The sequence below is a fragment of the Chitinophaga pendula genome (assembly GCF_020386615.1).
GTDB classification, from domain to species: domain Bacteria; phylum Bacteroidota; class Bacteroidia; order Chitinophagales; family Chitinophagaceae; genus Chitinophaga; species Chitinophaga pendula.
The window spans coordinates 1,774,651-1,792,483 of sequence record NZ_CP077769.1; the positions used below are offsets into that span (position 1 = coordinate 1,774,651).

Consider the following 17,833-nt stretch of genomic DNA (forward strand, 5'->3'; position numbering starts at 1 on the left):
ATGATTTGTTAAAAATATTTTTGCGTGATTTATACACCAATAAAAACCTGTGAATGGATGGGATAATGAACCTTAGGAGACGGGATAATGATACTTAGGAGGGTCATGTATGGGGAGTTGTTTTTTAGCAGACGATATAGCAATATTCAGCAGATGGTATGCGACTATATTGTATTAGATTGATAATTGTGTGTAGTTGCCCCTATTACTGCAGTGCAAGATCAGTCGATGGAAATAACGGTAATAAAGGACAGATAGGGAAGGGAAATGCTTGGATTTCTACAATTTTTTGTCTAGTTTCAGGAGCCGGTATAGATGATTTTTATACTATTCTGTTTGTTGGTCCCCAGGTAGAACTTTATTAAATATCCGGTAGTGTCTTTTTACTGATGCCATAGGCGTTTTATTGAATACAATTCCACGAGTTATGACTGCATCTCAGGTGCCGCCAGTGATTCGCATGCCTTTTCTGCGGCATAGTCTGCTGGTATTACATCCTATCCGTAGTCCGCCCATGTGAGCGGGCTCCATTTCCTTCCAGTGTTTGACACTGCCAGCGTTAATCTACGAGGCGCCGGCTATCTTATTTCACGACCTCAAAATAACTATTATGCAAAAAATCACATTGTTGCTTTTATTGGCTTGTTTTTCTCTGAATGCCCGCAGTCAGCAATGGAATCTGATATGGAGTGATGAGTTTAACGGCCCTTCTCTTGATTTGGGAAAATGGTCTTATGAGACGGGTACGGGTGTGAACGGTAACTGGGGTACGGGTCAGCTGGACCGTGCGACTGACCGGGTAGAGAATGTAGGGATAGAGCAGGGTATCGCAGGTGCGCAAGGCGGCGCGCTGCGTATTACTACGCGGAAGGAGCGTTTTATAGACCGTGATTATACGAGCGGTCGCATTTTTACGAAGGGGAAGGCTGCCTGGGGGCCTAATCATCGTATTGTAGCGAGGGTATGGCCGAAGGGGGTGCGTACGATGGGGCAGGGTTTTGCTTTCTGGATGATGCCTGATGAATTACCGCAGGGGCAGCCTACGCTTAGCTGGCCGCAGGGAGGTGAGATCGACATCATGGAATATGTCGGTTCTATTCCTAATTACAATCTCGGCTCTACGCATTATGCCTGGGCGTGGAATAACAACCAGTGGGCAGACTGGAATCACGGACATCAGGGCGGTTATTACAGTTTTGCGGACAAGCAGGCACCTGATAGTCCGGAGTGGATACGGGTGGATCTCGGGTCTATCCAACGGGTGACCAAGGTGACGCTAACTTGGGAGAATACGGGTCGTGCCTTTGAGATACAGACCTCCTTGAATGGTACGGATTGGAGCACTGCTTATAGTACTGCCAATGGCGGTGGTGGTACTAATGAGATCAGTTTTGGCGCCAGGGATGCGCGTTTTGTACGGATGTACGGTACGCGGCGTTCTAATGACTGGGGATATTCTTTGTTTGAGTTCCAGGTATTTGCCGGTGGAACAACGAATATAGCATTGAATCGTCCGGCTACTGCTTCTTCTATCCAGGGTAATGATGTATCGGCTGACAAAGCATTTGACGGGCAGGCCAGTACGCGGTGGGGTAGCCGCCTGCGTAACCCTGACTACCAATGCTGTGCGGCTTCTTCGGCTACTGATCCCAGTGTAGCTGCGAATGGCTGGCATGAATACGGCATTGATTGGTTTGCGGACCGTATGGAGTTTTTCGTGGACAACAACGTGTATCATATCCATTATTTTGAGGATGGCGCTGCTTTTGCGCTGGATGGTCAGAATGAGGCGCAGGTGGATGTGATCAATGGGCGGCGGGTACGTCGTTCGGAGTTTTCCAACCTGTATCCCGAATGGCATCCTTTCGAGCATAAGATGTATGCGATCCTGAGTGCCGGTGTAGGTGGCGGTGGTAATACTTATGGTGGTCCGATCGTAGACCAGGCGACATTCCCATGTGATGTATACATTGACTGGGTGCGTGTTTATTCCAACGGGGTGGTATATAATCCTCCGCCAGCCGTAACGTTAACGGCTCCTACGGGTACGCTTACGTATCAGGCGCCGGCCAATATAACGTTGTCGGCTACTGCATCTGACAGGGAAGGCGGTACTATCCGTTCTGTGAGTTTCTATCATGGTGATCAATTGATCGGTACTGTTAACCAGGCGCCTTATAATTTCAACTGGACGAATGTGCCTGCCGGCGTATATACGCTGCAGGCGAAGGCTACGGATAATGGCGGTGCGGTATCTTCTTCCAACAAGATTGCTGTAACGGTGAACAATGCGGCGTCCAACCTGGCGTTGAACCGTCCTGGTACGGCATCTTCGGTGGTGGGTAGTTTCAATGCCTCCAATGCATTTGATGCCAATGCACAGAGTCGCTGGGAAAGTGAGTATACTGATCCGCAATGGATATATGTAGACCTGGGTAATACGTACAACATCAACCGGGTGAAGATCACGTGGGAGACTGCGTTGGGTAAAGATTATGATGTACAGGTATCTACAGATCTGAATGGCTGGCAGACGATCAAAAGTGTAAGAGGGAATACGGTAACGGTGAACGACCTGTTACAGCTGAGTGGCAGGGGACGTTATGTCAGGATCTATGGTACGGCGAGAGGTACGCAGTATGGTTATTCTATCTTTACCATGGAAGTATATGGTAATGGCAGCGGTGCGAGAGAGATGAGTGGCGGGCAGTCTCCGAAGTTGCTGGAGACGACCTTCAAGGGGTATCCTAATCCTGTAGTGGACGATTATCATGTGACCGGTGTGCCGGAAGGCGCTGCGGTGCAGGTACTTCGTACGGACGGTTCGCTGGTGTTGCGTACACAGGTGAGCAGTGGAGAGATCCGGTTGGGAGGATTACCGTCGGGCATGTACCTGTTGCAGATCCGCGGGAACGGCAAAACCGTACAACAGAAGATCATCAAACAATAAGCAAAGCGAGCACTATACGACAAAAACGGCAGCCAGCATAATTGGCTGCCGTTTTTGTCGTGTTTGCATGTGATCATTACGGCTGACATGGCATGATACGGGCTGCTTTTTGGTGCCGTTTCTCGCACTAATAGCCGTATTGCTGGCGATAGTAATATTTGTTATCTCAGCAAAGGATATGACAATGTTGTGTGTTAATCTCTACAGCGTGGTGTAGCGAGGCATGCACATCCTATTAGTGATTTTATCGTTGAGCATGCTGTGGTGTCAGGCCTGTGGATGGTGTCATTGGATGGCACAGTATTTACTTTCCGTAGGGATATGAATACGATATATCAACAAGTAGGTGCTTTATTACAGGAGGACGGCCGTTGCAGTTTCCGGGTATGGGCACCTTTGGCCAATAAAGTGACTTTATCGCTGGATGTAGCTGATATGCGCAGCTATGCTATGGAGCGGGGAGAATACGGTTACTGGGAAACGATAGTCGAGCGTATTGTACCTGGTACGAAATATTTTTATGTGCTTGATGATGGGAATCCACTGCCGGATCCCGCTTCGCGGCATCAACCGGAAGGTGTGCATGGGCCGTCGGCGGTAGTGGACCCTTATTTTTCGTGGACGGATCAGGCTTGGCAGGGGTTGGAGTTGTCGGAGATGATCATTTACGAGTTGCATACGGGCACGTTTACGGGCTTAGGAACTTTCGAAGGGATACAGAGCCGGTTGGATTACTTGTGGCAGCTTGGTGTAAATACGATCGAGATCATGCCCGTAGGGCAGTTTCCAGGTACACGTAACTGGGGGTATGACGGCGTGTTTCCTTATGCGGTGCAGGACAGTTATGGAGGAGTATCGCAGTTGAAGGCGCTGGTGAATGCTGCGCACGCCAGGGGGATGGCGGTAATACTGGATGTGGTGTATAATCACCTAGGTCCGGAGGGGAACTATCTTGCGGAATACGGGCCTTATTTTACGGATAAATACAAAACGCCCTGGGGGCAGGCGATCAATTTGGACGATGCTTACAGTGATCCTGTGCGCGCGTACTTTTTGCAGCATGCCTTGTTATGGTTGGATGAGTTTCATATAGACGGTTTGCGGGTAGACGCGGTGCATGCGTTGTGGGATAACAGTGCGACACATTTTGTGGAGTTGTTGTCGGAGTCGGTGAAGGCGTTGGAAAAGCGTACCGGTAAGAAGAAGGTGCTGATCGCGGAGCTGGACCTGAATAATCCGCGGTATGTGCGACCGGTGACGGAGGGCGGTTATGGCATGAGCGGGCAGTGGGTGGATGAGTTTCATCATGCCCTGCACGCGTTACTGACGGGAGAGCGTAAAGGGTACTATGAGGATTTTGGTGACATCAGTTTGCTGGAACATTCGTTGCAGCATGTTTATGTGTATACCGGGCAGTATTCCTTGCACCGGCAGCGTTGTTTCGGGCAGGCGCCGACGGGATTGCCCTATAGTCAATTTGTGGTGTTTACGCAGAACCATGACCAGATAGGGAACCGGCTTAAAGGGGAGCGGCTGAGTGTTTTATTGTCGTATGAAGCGCTGAAGGTGGCTGCCGCTGCGATGTTGTTGTCACCATTTGTTCCCCTATTATTTATGGGAGAGGAATATGGAGAGCGGGCACCGTTCCAGTTCTTTTCTGACTACGGAGAGGAGTCATTGATAGCGGGTGTACGGGAAGGCCGGCGGAAGGAGTTTGCGGCATTCAACTGGGAGGGGGAGATACCGGACCCGCAATCGGAGGAGGTATTTAACCAGTCGAAGCTGACATGGGAGACGCATGACGGTTTGCTGGGTTATTACCAGTTCCTGTTGGCATTCCGTAAGAGCAGGCCTGCTATGCAGGACCGTACTTCGGAGGGAACGGTGGTGTATCCTGGCAGTGGCCAGCCGGTACTGGCATTTGAGCGTAAAGGAAACGGGGATCGTTTACTGATCCTACTCAATTTTGACAAAGCGCCGCAGGAGTACCGGCTACCATTATCTACGGCTACCTGGATCAAACTGATCGACAGTACGGCAACGTCCTGGAAAGTCATTGACGGTGTAGCGCCGGAGCGTTTGCAATCTGCAGCTGCTATTACGTTACCACCTTTATCTGCCATTGTTTATGAAAAGTATGATGATGTATAATCCGACACATACACCTATAGCGACTTATCGTCTGCAACTGAATGAACATTTTACTTTCCGTGATGTCCACGATATCCTGGATTACCTGCATGCGTTGGGGGTGAGTACTATCTATGCATCGCCGGTATTGGGTGCGGTGAAAGGCAGTACGCACGGTTATGACGGTACGGACCCGCACCAGGTAAGTCCGGCGATCGGTACGCTGGAAGAGTGGCGGGCGCTCAGCGCGCGATTGAAAGAGCGCGGTATGAGCTGGTTGCAGGATATTGTGCCCAATCACCTGGCTTATGATGCTGACAATCCTCGCCTGATGGATGTGATGGAGCGGGGGCCTTTGTCACCTTATTACCGCTATTTTGATATCAACTGGGAGCATCCTTCAAAAGAGTTGCACGGTAAATTACAGTTACCATTTTTGGATAAGCCATTGGCGGAATGTATTGCGGAAGGTAGGTTCCAGTTGCGATTTACGTCCGCCGGCTATGTATTGCAATGTGGTGAGCAGGCTTACCCGTTGTCGATGCCCGCTTACGAACTGTTGTTACAGGCGGTGCCTGCTATTACGACGGCTGCGCCTTTTGGTGAGCTGGTGACTGCTTTGCAGGAAGCGGCGGAGCAGTCGTCTTCACTGCAGGCGTGGCAGGCTGCTAAACAGCAGCTCATAGTGGATTTTACACAGCAGCAAGGCAGTGATACTTTAGCGGTGGCAGTAGCGGAGACGGTCAATATATCGCCATCGTTGTTGCCGGCGTTATTAGATAAGCTGTATTACCATTGGGAGTACTGGCGTAAGACGGAGTCGGAGATCAACTACCGGCGTTTCTTTACGGTGAACCAGCTGATCACGTTGCGGATGGAGGAAGAAGCGGTGTTTGATGAGTATCATACCTTTCTTGCGCAGTTGTACCGGGAGGGATTGATACAAGGGATGCGGATAGATCATATAGACGGGTTGCAGGAGCCGGGTACGTATATACGAAGATTGCGGCGGTTGTTGGGGGATGATTTATACCTGATTGCGGAAAAGATTCTGGAAGGAGCGGAGCGGTTGCCGGCGGACTGGGCACTGCAAGGCAGCAGTGGGTATGATTTCCTGGCGACGGTGAACCAGTTACTGACGGACGGGGGAGGGGCGCAGAAGTTATTGCGGTTCTACCGTTGTTTGTCGGCTGTGCCGGTGAAGTATGAGCGGCTGGTGAGGGAGCAGAAAGAATTGATCCTGTCTGCCTATATGGGTGGAGAGTGGGAGAACCTGGTGCATGACTGTTATACGCTGGGGCTGGCGGACGGCAGCTATACCAGGGATCAGTTGAAAGCGGCGATCGGGCTGTTTATGGTATGTATGCCGGTGTACAGGGCTTATCCGGAGGACTGGCCTTTGTCTGCGGTGGATCAGCAGGTGATACGGTCTGCTTTTGATAAGGCGGCACAGCTAGCGCCTTTGTTGTCGCCGGTATTGGAGATGATGGCGGCCTGGTGGCATCCGGGTATAGGCAATAAGGATATCAATGTGAAGGGGATGGTGTTTTTAAAGCGGCTGATGCAATTTACCGGGCCGTTGACGGCGAAGGGGGTGGAGGATACGGCATTTTATATTTATCACCCTTTGATATCGCATAATGAAGTGGGGGATACGCCTGGTGTGCTGGGTAAGCTGGATGCGCGTGCTTTTCACGCGCATATGGTGGAGCGGCAGGCGCAGCATCCGTTTACGATGAATGCGACCTCTACGCATGATACCAAACGCGGGGAGGATGCCCGTATACGGTTGAATATGCTGACATTGCTCGCTGATAAGTGGATACAGCAGGTGCAGACCTGGCATAGTATGAATGCTGCTTGCTGTACGCGGCGGGGGCAGGATACGATACCCGGATTGAATGAGGAATATTTGATCTATCAGTCGCTGATAGGCAGTTTTCCGATAGACGGGTTGGCGGATATTACTTTTATAGAACGTTTTTGTGCCTTCCTGGTGAAGGCGTTACGGGAAGGTAAAGCACATACTAACTGGAGCGAGCCGAATGTTGATTATGAAAATGCCTGTACATCGTTTGTACAGCAGCTATTATCGCCTGAGCATCCTTTCCTGGATAGTTTTGTCCCTTTCCTGGAGCAGGTGAAGGCGTTGGCGGTGCGTTATTCGCTGGCGCAGGTATTGTTGCGGATCACGGCGCCAGGTATTCCGGATCTGTACCAGGGGGCGGAGTTGTGGGAGCTTAGTTTTGTAGACCCTGATAACCGGCGGCCGGTGAATTACCGTTCTCGGCAGGTGTGGTTATCGGCGTTGATAGAGAAGGAGCGGGAGGGATATGCGGCGTTGCTGGCTTACCTGGAGGCGCATGCACAGAGCGGAGTGGAGAAGTTGTATGTGACCTGGAAGGCATTGCAGTACCGGCGTGCGCATGCGCAGTTGTTCCTGGAAGGTAGTTATGTGCCATTGAGCACGACAGATGATGCCTATCTGGCGTATGCGCGGCGACAGGAGGATCAGTGGTGTATTGTAGTATGTCCATTACCCTGTACGCCGGTGCAAGTTGTGGAAGAGGTGTCTTCTTTGGTATTGTTGCCGGAGGGTGCGCCGTTGAAGTGGTGTAACCTGTTTACCGGTGAGGAAGTAGAAGTTAGTAATGGCGGTTTATCTCTATCCTGTCTGCAGACATTTCCTGTAGCGTTATTAACACCTATGATATAAGTAGCGTTATTTATTGATACCTGCGATATAAAAGTGCCCCTTATCTGCGGGGCACTTCATTTTTCAATACTACCATAGAGCGGGCTTCCACCCGTATTACTTCGCCGGCATGGGCGTTTGTACGTTTTATTTCTGCGGTATCGAGTACTGGTATCCATGTTTCTCCGTATTCAGCCGGCAGTAATGTGAAGGGGATGGCTTCGTAGTGTGCGTTGAACAGGAGGTAGAAGTTATCGTCGATGACAGGTTCGCCTTTTGGGCTTGTCATGCGGAGGCCGCGTCCGTTAAGGAATACGGCTATGGAGCGGGCATGTGTAGCTGCCCAATGTTCGTCATTCATTGCTGTGCCATCGGGCAGGTACCAGCCGATATCTTCGAGGTGGGTACCTTTTACGGGTTGTCCTCTGAACCAACGTCGGCGGCAGAACGCCGGATGTTCTTTCCGGAGGCGGATAAGGCGGCAGGTGAAGTCGAGTAGGGGTTGATCGCGTTGTGCCCAGTTGAGCCAGGATATTTCATTATCCTGGCAGTAGGCGTTGTTGTTGCCGTGTTGGGTGCGGCCGAATTCATCGCCGGCTACCAACATGGGAATGCCTTGGGAGAGGAACAAGGTAGAGAGGAGGTTGCGTTGCTGGCGTTGCCGCAGGGCGATGATGGCGGGATCGTCGGTGGGGCCTTCTGCGCCGCAGTTCCAGGAGCGGTTATGGCTTTCTCCATCCTGGTTATTTTCTCCATTGGCTTCGTTATGTTTATCGTTGTAGGCGACGAGATCGTAGAGGGTGAATCCGTCGTGGGCGGTGATGAAGTTGATGCTGGAGGTGGGGCGGCGGTAGTCTTCTTTGTAGAGGTCGGAGCTGCCGGTGAAGCGTTCGGCGAATTCGCCCAGCATGCCTTCGTCGCCTTTCCAGTAGTCGCGCATGGCGTCGCGGTATTTACCGTTCCATTCTGCCCATCCTGGTGGGAATTTACCTACCTGGTAGCCACCTTCGCCGACATCCCAGGGTTCGGCGATGAGTTTGACCTGTGAGATAACGGGGTCCTGGTGAATGATGTCGAAGAAGGCGCTTAGGCGATCTACTTCGTGTAGTTCGCGCGCCAGTGTGGCGGCGAGGTCGAAGCGGAAGCCATCGACATGCATATCTAGCACCCAATAGCGGAGGCTGTCCATGATGAGCCGTAATACATTGGGCAGGCGGGCATTCAGCGTGTTGCCGGTGCCGGTATAGTCCATGTAATAGCGTTTGTCGTCGGTGAGGCGATAGTAGGAAGGGTTGTCTATGCCGCGGTAGGAGAGGGTAGGGCCGAGATGGCTACCTTCTGCAGTATGGTTGTATACGACATCGAGGATCACCTCTATTCCGGCTTTGTGTAATGCTTTGACCATTTCTTTGAATTCGGTAACCTGGCCACCGGTGGCACCGCTGCTGGAGTATTTGACATCCGGGGCGAAGTAACCGATGGTGTTATATCCCCAGTAGTTGGAGAGGCCTTTATCTATGAGGTGGCGATCGTTGATGAAATGATGGACGGGCATTAGCTCGATGGCGGTGATACCCAGTTCTTTCAGGTAGTTGATGGTGACCGGATGGGCGATGGCGGCGTAGGATCCACGGATATTTTCTGGTATGTCTGGGTGTTGTTGGGTAAAGCCTTTTATATGGGTTTCGTAGATGATGGTTTGGTGGTATGGTATGGTGGGGCGTTTATCGTCTTCCCAATTGAAGGCCGGGTCGATGACGACGCATTTAGGTATATAAGGGGCGCTGTCGGTATTGCTGAAGCTGAGGTCTGCGTCAGGGTGGCCGAGTTGGTAGCCGAAGAGGGCATCGTGCCAGTCTATCCTGCCGGCGATCGCTTTCGCATAGGGGTCTATCAGCAGTTTGTGTGCATTGAAACGAAGTCCGTTTTGCGGTTCGTAAGGGCCATTGACGCGATAGCCATAGAGTTGTCCCGGTTGTATGTCTGGGAGGTAAACATGCCACACATTGTGGGAGCGATCGGCCATTGGGATGCTGGCGTATTCGGAAGGGTCTTCGGTGGAATGGAATAGACATAAAGTGACTCCACTGGCGTTTTCGGCATAGAGGGCGAAGTTAACGCCTGCTCCATCCCAGGTGGCCCCCAATGGATATGGGTGGCCCGGATAGTTGGTGATTTGCATATGGTTACAGCTATGTTGCCCATAGGTCGATCAACTATGGTGCCATGATAGTTTTGTTTGTTTTGTCGTGAATACCCCCTTTATATGACATATTCACGACCGTTGTGAGCGCAGATATCTCTCTAGCTTTGGGGTAACATAAAACAAATGATTATGAAAGCGATCAATCCTTATCTCAATTTTCCGGGTACTACGGAGGAGGCATTTCAATTTTACCAGACTGTATTTGGTGGGGAGTTGCTGGGGCTGCAACGGTTTTCGGATACTCCGTTCGGTGAGCAGCTGCCGGCGGAGGAACGGAATAAGGTGATGCATGTGGCGTTGAGGATCGGGCAGGACAATATGATTATGGCGACGGATGCGTTGCCATCGTTAGGGCAGACCTGTACGCCGGGGAACAATGTACACTTGTGTTTGTCGCCGGAGAGTGAAGAGGAGACGGCTGATATTTTTAACAAGCTGTCTGCGGGTGGGGAAGTAACGATGCCACTGGATAAGCAGGACTGGAATGCGTATTTTGGTATGGTGACGGACAGGTTTGGTATTTCCTGGATGGTGAACTATGATTACGGTACGCAGTCTTAGGGGGGGCGTTAATTGCATCTTTGATATTGAAAGGCAGGTCGGGTGGCCTGTCTTTTATTTTCAATGAAGAATGTATGTTGGATATTTTGTATTTAATTATCTGTTTGAAAGCCAGCTTGTTGCAGTTTTGTTGCATATAGGTTGTATAAGCGTTGTATAGTGATTGTATATGCAACTATATGCCTAGCTTATACAATGATTATACGAATGGTATAGGAATGATACAGGAGAGCTATAGGAGCGGCGAAAAAAAATTATCGAGGGGCTGCTGACATAGGGTTGTCACACCCTGTTTCTTTCTTTGTGTTGTCCATTTACTGTAAATCATTTTAAATCTTAATGAATATGGAGAACAACACCTTAGTAAGCACATCAGCGGTTGCATTTATTACACCGGAAGAATTGAAGGAACATTGGCAGGGGCACCGTCGTTTGACACGCAGGTTGATCGAGGGGTACCCGGAGGAGCAATTATTTACGCATTCGATCGCCGGGATGCGTTCATTCGGGCATCTGTTGCACGAGTTGATCGGCATTACCCGTGGGGTGCGTGGGATTGCGGGAGAAGGTTGGGAGCAGGTAGAACTTGACAAAAAGGCGGTGCCGGATACGAAGGAAGGGTTGTTGCAGGTTTGGGATGAGCAGACGGCGTTGATAGAGGCGGTGTGGCCCGGGATAAAAGCGGAGCGTTTTCATGAGACGGATAAAGCTTTCGGGGCTTACGAGGACAAGATCTATTCGCTGGTACTTTATTTTATTGACAACGAGGTGCATCACCGTGGGCAGGCGTATGTGTATTATCGTTCGCTGGGTTTGGAGCCACATCCATTCTGGGATCGTAATTAATTACGGAAGCCATCTAATACAACGGCCGGCAATTCAGTAAATGAGTTGCCGGCCGTTTAGTGTCTGTTTGTTTTAATAATCTTAGGATTCGCAAACAAAAACAGAAGGGCATCCGGACAGGGATGGGGTGCAATCGATGCAAGTTAAACCGATGCTAACGCAACCTCTGCTTGCATTACCACGCATAGCGGTATTGTCTTGTGACAGGGGGGCGATGATGACTTTTTTTAAGGATAACTTTTTGGCGTTGTTGTTCAAACTTTGCTTTTTCATAAGTGGGTTTTAAAACTTGGGAAAAATGATTTATCCGACGTTGGATAGGGTGATGAAGATAAAGAATATTTATTCATATTGGGCATATAAAATATCAAAAGATTTTATTAGTGTTAGGGTTACCTTAACGCTATAAAGCAGACGAGCGGCGGATGGAGATACCGGTACATGTATTGGATGGGAGTGGATCGGTACCATTGGTATTGCGGTATTTACAGGAGGTATATACTGTTGATATTATGCGCGTGGATGCGCACCGGGACGATCATTATTTTTTTTTGTATGTGGACAGCGGGGCGTGTGGATGGTGATGGATTTTTGCACCTGTGCTGCTGGGGTCCGGGCATCGCAGGCCGGTGCTGCGCGGTTATTCTGGTCGATGGATACAAGATAATAATGACCTATTGCGTTGTATTTTAAGGTAATCTTAATATACACGTATAGATATTTTATATAATTTTACTTTTTGGCAAGTGGAATAGGGGTAAAACTATTTCCGTCCGTTATTATTGCGACGTATTTGCGACCTATATGCAGCCATGGGAAACCACTACTTGAACTAAGATCCGTTATGGGCTGTCATGATCACCAGTATGGAACGAGGACGCAGCATTAAAGAAAACAACTAGAATAGTATTAGTATCTATGACAGAGCAGCATTTGAGTTTGACTATCACTTACTTGTTCAGTATGGTCATTCTTCTCAGTCTGGCTGAGATGTATTTTAGCCACAAACATGATAGGAAGTTATATACCTGGAAAGACACCTGGACGAATATTTACCTGAGCGCTGTTAACTTCGTGGTAAATGCCTGTGTGAAGGTGGCTTCGTTTTTACTCTTGGATTATTGCTACCGTAATTTCCGTTTATTTGTTATACCGAATGTGTTTTTATACTGGGCGGTATTAGTGATCATGCAGGATTTCCTGTATTGGTTATTGCATTATGTGGGTCATATCAGCCGTTTTTTCTGGGCGGTGCATGTTACGCATCATTCTTCTGAGCATTTTAATCTGACGACGGGATTCCGTTCGACGGTGTTTGAGCCGCTTTACCGTATGTTCTTTTTTGTGCCGTTGGCTTTGATGGGATATAATGCGGTGGATATCATGATTGCGTATTTTGTGACGCAGATATATGGCAACCTGGTACATACGCAGACGATTGGCAAGCTGCATCCTATCATAGAATATATTTTTGTGACGCCTTCCCATCACCGGGTGCATCATGCGCGTAATGTGCGTTACCTGGATAAGAACATGGGAATGTTGTTTATTCTCTGGGACCGTATGTTTGGTACTTTCCAGGAGGAGTTGCCGGAGGATAAGGTGGCTTATGGTTTATTTAAGCCATTGGAGGATAAGGGGCCTAGTAATATCATTTTCCATGAGTTCATTGCTTTGCGGAAGGATATGAAGCGGACGGGCCGGTTTATGGAGAAGTTGAAGTATATCTTTTACGCGCCGGGATGGAGTCATGATGATACCACGTTGACTGCCAAGAAGATGCAGCGGCAGTTGAAGGAGGATGAGGCTGGTATTGCGCCAGCGAATAGTTTACCGACTTTTAGTTAGCGATAATAATAGGGGGATAGCATTTTTGATTACGCCTGAAAATGAGTAATTTGAAAGGTGTTTAGTCATGCTATTCCCTATGTCTGTTGAGAAAAATATTACCCCGACGCCTGTCAGCCGGCCATCCCAAGCCGTGGCAGATCATATAGCTCCGCAGGGAATATCCCGCGATGCGGTTCCTTTACAGCGGCAGGCTGTTACGCCAGCTGCTACTTCCACTTCTGTTTCTCCACCTGTTTCTTCAGTGCCTGGTAGCAATGATACTGGTATGCCGGATCAGCTGAAGAGTGGTGTAGAATATTTATCCGGGATGGATCTTTCCGGAGTGAAGGTGCATTACAATTCTGATAAGCCAGCTCAGCTGGAGGCATTGGCCTATGCGCAAGGTAACGATATACACCTTGGACCTGGGGAGGAGCGTCATTTGCCACATGAGGCGTGGCATGTGGTGCAGCAGCGGCAGGGGCGGGTAGCGGCGACGCGGCAGCTACAGGCCGGCGTACCGGTGAATGATGATCAGGGATTGGAGCGGGAAGCGGAAGTGATGGGAGGTAAGGCGCTGTCGGTATCGGCGCCGGTATCGTTTATGCCATCGCCGGCGGGTGGGGTATCTATGGGGCCGGTGGTGCAGCGGGTGGATGCGTATGTGAAAGGTAACCGTAAGAAAAGGATGCGGTTCCGGGCGTTGTCGGACGGTACGTACAAGCATAGTGCGACCGGGGCGATATATGTGTATTCGTCCGGTCGTGCGAACGATGGCACGCTGACATTAAAACCGCAGCGGCGGGTAAGACCTACGCCGCCAAAGAAAAAGGTGACGAAGCCGACTACGGTACGGGATAATAAGAAAGCCCTTCGCCTGCAGAAGAAACCGGTGAAACTGAGAGGGGTATCGCCTGTGAGGCAGCAACAGCCGCAACGGCAACGGCAATCGCAACCGGTGCCCTTGTTTCCTGTAGCGATCACTTTTAATACGTTGAACCGGGTGCAGCAGGAGCAAGTGTTAGCATTGGCCAGGGATATCCTGGCTAATCAGCGCCCCGGGGTGGAGACCCATCTAGCCAAGTTAATTGTCAGTGAGGAGGGAGCGCTATATATGCAAGCCAGTCAACTGTATCATATGTTGAATGTTCCACGTACGCCACTAACTTCTATACGGGATCAGAGTAAACATTTCGATCAGCAGGTGGTCAACATCAATGCGATGATAGGAGGGTCTATTGACAAGCATCCCGGTACGAATATAGATTCGAAACAAGAGACAGAACCTACTTTTGATAATGGAGGAGGATTACTGATTGATTCGCATTATGTGGAAGCCAACCGTACAGCGGACAATCATGTGAGCAAAGGAACGGACAACCGGCTGGTGGCTATATTGGAAACGATGAATAATGCGGATAAAGTGAAATGCCGGTGGGTGCTATTTGCCTATATGCACCTGGAGCATGGGATGACCCTTTACGAGGTGTTGCGATCGGTAAGTTCGTTGATGCCATTCGATCAGGAAGGGATTGCCATTTATGATCTGATACCTGGCAATGTGATGGAGAAGATGGGTTGGGCTATTAAGTTATCTGATTTGCTGAACAGCGAACACCTTACCATACTGGCCAGGGCGTTGCACGGGAATATAGATGAGTTGCGGGCATTAGTAGGCAAAGTGCCGGATTTCGTTATTAATGCTATCGCGAGGGGTATTAATTCGCTGAAGGAAGGTACGCGACGTGTAAAAGAGAAAGATACCTGGTTTGCTTCGGAACCGGATGTATTGGTAGCGGAGACGAGTGACGAAGATCTGGCGGCTATTAAGCAACTGGAGCAGGAAAATGAAGATCAGCGAAGCGATTACTATCAGCAACTGCAGGCCAGATTTGAAGGGAATCCACCTGCATATTTATTACTTAAAATGGTATGGGGAGGTCTTTATGATACAGGTGGTTCGGGATGGGCGGCAGGCATCAATACGGCGCTGACGGCACCGGAAGACAGGGAGGACGGCAGTACGCTGGCGGGACCTTATGTAAGTGGGGTGAGTGGCGAGACTTTAAAAGAAAGTATCGCTAAGATATCGGAAGGTTTAGGTGAATATGATTTTGGTTCTTCTGTAGAGGATAAGAAAGATGAGGTGGATGCGCTGGTAGCAACTGATATTTCCGGTGCATACGGTATCAACAAATATATTAGCGGTAGTTATACAAAGATCAGCAATACGTTGGATGCACCCTGGGAGGTAGGGGATCAGGAAGTATTTAAGACTGTCCAGGGGGCTATCCGGGGATTGGAGGCGTTGCCGGTATATGAGGGATGGGTATATAGGCAGGAGAAAGATGTGCAGAATTTTGTGCCTGGGGAGGTGATTTCGCCAGGTACTTTATGGAGTGCGGCGAGGGCGCCGCGATTCGGCGCACAGTTTGACCGGCAGGGAAGCGGTACCCTGTATATTATCAATAGTATGTATACCGGTAAGGATGTGCAATTGCTGGCCGGCAAGTTGAAATGGTATCAGCGGGAGGTATTGTTCCCTCCTTATGTAAGATTTGTGGTCGAGCATAGACAGCAACATGGGAATAACGGTATTGCCTATATATTAAAAGAGTTGCCGCCATCAGGCCCGCCGTTGACGGAGGAGACTTTGCAGCAGGCGATCGGCACTACTCAACTGGAGGTACAGGAGGTAAAGACCTTTATTGACAAATCGCATTATGATACCGGTATTGATAAATACAATACTTCCAGTCAATGGACTTCTCAGGAAGCTTTTGGGCAGGGAATAGAAACGTTACGCAGTGGTATTCACCATCCGAAGGAGTTGTACGGTTTGCATAAGTTCCGGCAGTGGCAGTCGGTATTGCGGCAACAGGAGAATGTGCAGGCCCTGGGTGAGTTATGGACGATACAGGGATTTATGTCGCTGGCGAAAAAACTGCTCGGTAAGAATGCGCTCCGCGACGACTATAGTGGTTGGGGGGATCCCAACGGGTATGAGCTGACTGATCCGGAGGTACTAGCTTTGCAGCAGAAAGGATTAAATGTGAATCCGCGTTTTCCGAAATCGGCGCTGGTAGATGACTGGGAGGATAAGTTAGATGCGAACTGGGTATCGGAAATAGAAGATGAGATTCTCAATAAGAGGTATTTTAGCTGTGCTTTAGGCGATCTGCAAGCATTACTGCCGGCGTTGAAGCCGGGACAACAGATCCGGTATGATGTCTTTTATCCGCATAGCAACAGCGGAGAGGTGTCTCAGGCGCTTACGACAACACTACAGCAATATAGAGCAGGGTTTACAAACGGCCATCAACAGTTTATGCTACTTCTTGGTACGGGGCAGGTGAATGTGAGGAGTTATAACCGGCAGGTTGCCGGGCTGGCGGCTAACCTGCAGCAGGACCTGGTTGCTATCCATCCATTTGAAGACGGTAACGGTCGTATCAGTCGTATGTATATGTACAAGGCGCTGCAACATTATTCCTTCCATACGCAGGGGCTTAACAAGCTGCCGGTGATCGATAACACCGGTGGCGACCTTACTAGCAGTAAGGATGCCTGGGCGCAGATGTTGGCGGATAAGGTTCAAGCGTAGGGTATTACCAGCCGGTATATACTTCACCGGATTGCAAGGCGTGCAAGCTACCATGTAGTAATCCTTCCTGCTGCATACGTTGGAGTTCCCGCAGCGGTTCGCCTACAGGTTCGTCGCTGAGGTCCAGGGTGCCATAGTGCATAGGAATGAGTACTTTCGCCATTAGCTCGTTGGCAGCGATTACTGCATTGGCCGGGGAGATGTGGGCGGGGGACATGAACCATTCGGGTTTATATGCACCGGCGCCGATGATAGCTACATCGATGTGTGGGAATAAGATGTGTGCGGTTTTAAAGTGATCGCCATAACCGGTATCTCCGCTGAAATAAATTGTTTTGTTTTCACTCTTTAATACAAAAGCTCCCCATAGTCGTTTATTCGTATCATTTAGTCCGCGTCTGCTCCAGTGTCGGGATGGCAGGAAGTAAATCTGCAGTGGTGCAGGTGTGTGGTATTGCTGGTACCAGCCGGCGGTCTGTAATTTGGTATTGCCTATCCACTGGCGTAGGAGGGTCTCCATGCGGAGGCCGGTGAGTACTGTGATGGCGGGATTACCGGAGATGACGGCCCGGACAGATTTTTTCTGGCAATGATCCTGGTGATCGTGAGAAATCAGCAGGTAGTCGAGGTCTTTGAATACTTCGGCAGGGAAGGGCGGTGGCGTATACCGTTTAACGAAAGGTACTTTAAAGAAGATGGGATCTATCAGCATACGTATGCCTGCTATCCGGATGTAGAAAGAGGCATGTCCCAGCCATACTATACAGTCTTCTTCCTGCTGCAGAAAGCGGGTATCGGTATAGGTCTGGAGGCGGAAGGTATCCTGTTGTTTTTCCAGTTTTTGTGGCTGCGGGCCCCATTTCCATTTTAATACGTCCCAGAGGCGGGGGATGAAGGGGAATTCGTGATTGACAAATCGTCCATCGGCAGTTAAGGGTGTGCCTGGCCAGCCTGGTTTGATGGTCTGTAATTCACTATTCTGTATGTAGTTCACTATCCGTCGTATTTACA

General features: G+C 49.7%; 10 protein-coding genes. 7 read left to right on the forward strand and 3 right to left on the reverse strand.

The annotated features are described in order from the left end of the window. Positions 1–610: 610 nt before the first annotated feature. From KTO58_RS06930 to treY, 3 genes are all read left to right on the forward strand, one after another. Positions 611–2,950, forward strand: coding sequence for a galactose-binding domain-containing protein (locus KTO58_RS06930; protein WP_095840078.1), 2,340 nt, complete (start codon positions 611–613; stop codon positions 2,948–2,950). 321 nt (positions 2,951–3,271) lie between these two features. After that, positions 3,272–5,101: a malto-oligosyltrehalose trehalohydrolase gene (gene treZ / locus KTO58_RS06935; RefSeq protein ID WP_095841671.1), complete on the forward strand. Its 1,830-nt coding sequence runs from the start codon at positions 3,272–3,274 to the stop codon at positions 5,099–5,101. After that, complete coding sequence (gene treY, locus KTO58_RS06940) at positions 5,079–7,796, forward strand: malto-oligosyltrehalose synthase (RefSeq protein ID WP_095840077.1); 2,718 nt, start codon at positions 5,079–5,081, stop codon at positions 7,794–7,796. Before treZ ends, treY begins: the two co-directional genes overlap by 23 nt. 40 nt (positions 7,797–7,836) lie before the next feature. Here treY and glgX read toward each other — a convergent pair whose 3' ends face one another. Next, the gene (glgX, locus tag KTO58_RS06945; protein WP_095840076.1) at positions 7,837–9,957 is read right to left on the reverse strand and encodes a glycogen debranching protein GlgX; all 2,121 of its coding nucleotides are present in this window, start codon (positions 9,955–9,957) and stop codon (positions 7,837–7,839) included. Between the two features lie 153 nt (positions 9,958–10,110). Here glgX and KTO58_RS06950 point away from each other — a divergent pair, with 153 nt between their 5' ends. Further along, positions 10,111–10,542 (forward strand): VOC family protein, encoded by a 432-nt coding sequence (locus KTO58_RS06950; RefSeq protein WP_095840075.1) that lies wholly within the window; start codon positions 10,111–10,113, stop codon positions 10,540–10,542. Positions 10,543–10,887: 345 nt separating this feature from the next. Further along, on the forward strand, positions 10,888–11,388 hold the full coding sequence (locus KTO58_RS06955) for a DinB family protein (protein ID WP_095841670.1): 501 nt from the start codon (positions 10,888–10,890) through the stop codon (positions 11,386–11,388). An 81-nt stretch (positions 11,389–11,469) separates the two neighbouring features. Here the strand turns inward: KTO58_RS06955 and KTO58_RS06960 are convergent, their stop codons facing one another. Beyond that, complete coding sequence (locus tag KTO58_RS06960) at positions 11,470–11,661, reverse strand: hypothetical protein (protein WP_157753140.1); 192 nt, start codon at positions 11,659–11,661, stop codon at positions 11,470–11,472. A 645-nt stretch (positions 11,662–12,306) separates the two neighbouring features. Between KTO58_RS06960 and KTO58_RS06965 the strand changes: the two genes are divergently transcribed. After that, positions 12,307–13,236, forward strand: coding sequence for a sterol desaturase family protein (locus KTO58_RS06965; protein WP_095840073.1), 930 nt, complete (start codon positions 12,307–12,309; stop codon positions 13,234–13,236). A gap of 79 nt (positions 13,237–13,315) precedes the next feature. Next, complete coding sequence (locus KTO58_RS06970; protein ID WP_095840072.1) at positions 13,316–16,822, forward strand: eCIS core domain-containing protein; 3,507 nt, start codon at positions 13,316–13,318, stop codon at positions 16,820–16,822. Between the two features lie 4 nt (positions 16,823–16,826). Here the strand turns inward: KTO58_RS06970 and KTO58_RS06975 are convergent, their stop codons facing one another. Next, positions 16,827–17,816, reverse strand: coding sequence for an MBL fold metallo-hydrolase (locus KTO58_RS06975; RefSeq protein WP_198314990.1), 990 nt, complete (start codon positions 17,814–17,816; stop codon positions 16,827–16,829). Positions 17,817–17,833 lie beyond the last annotated feature (17 nt).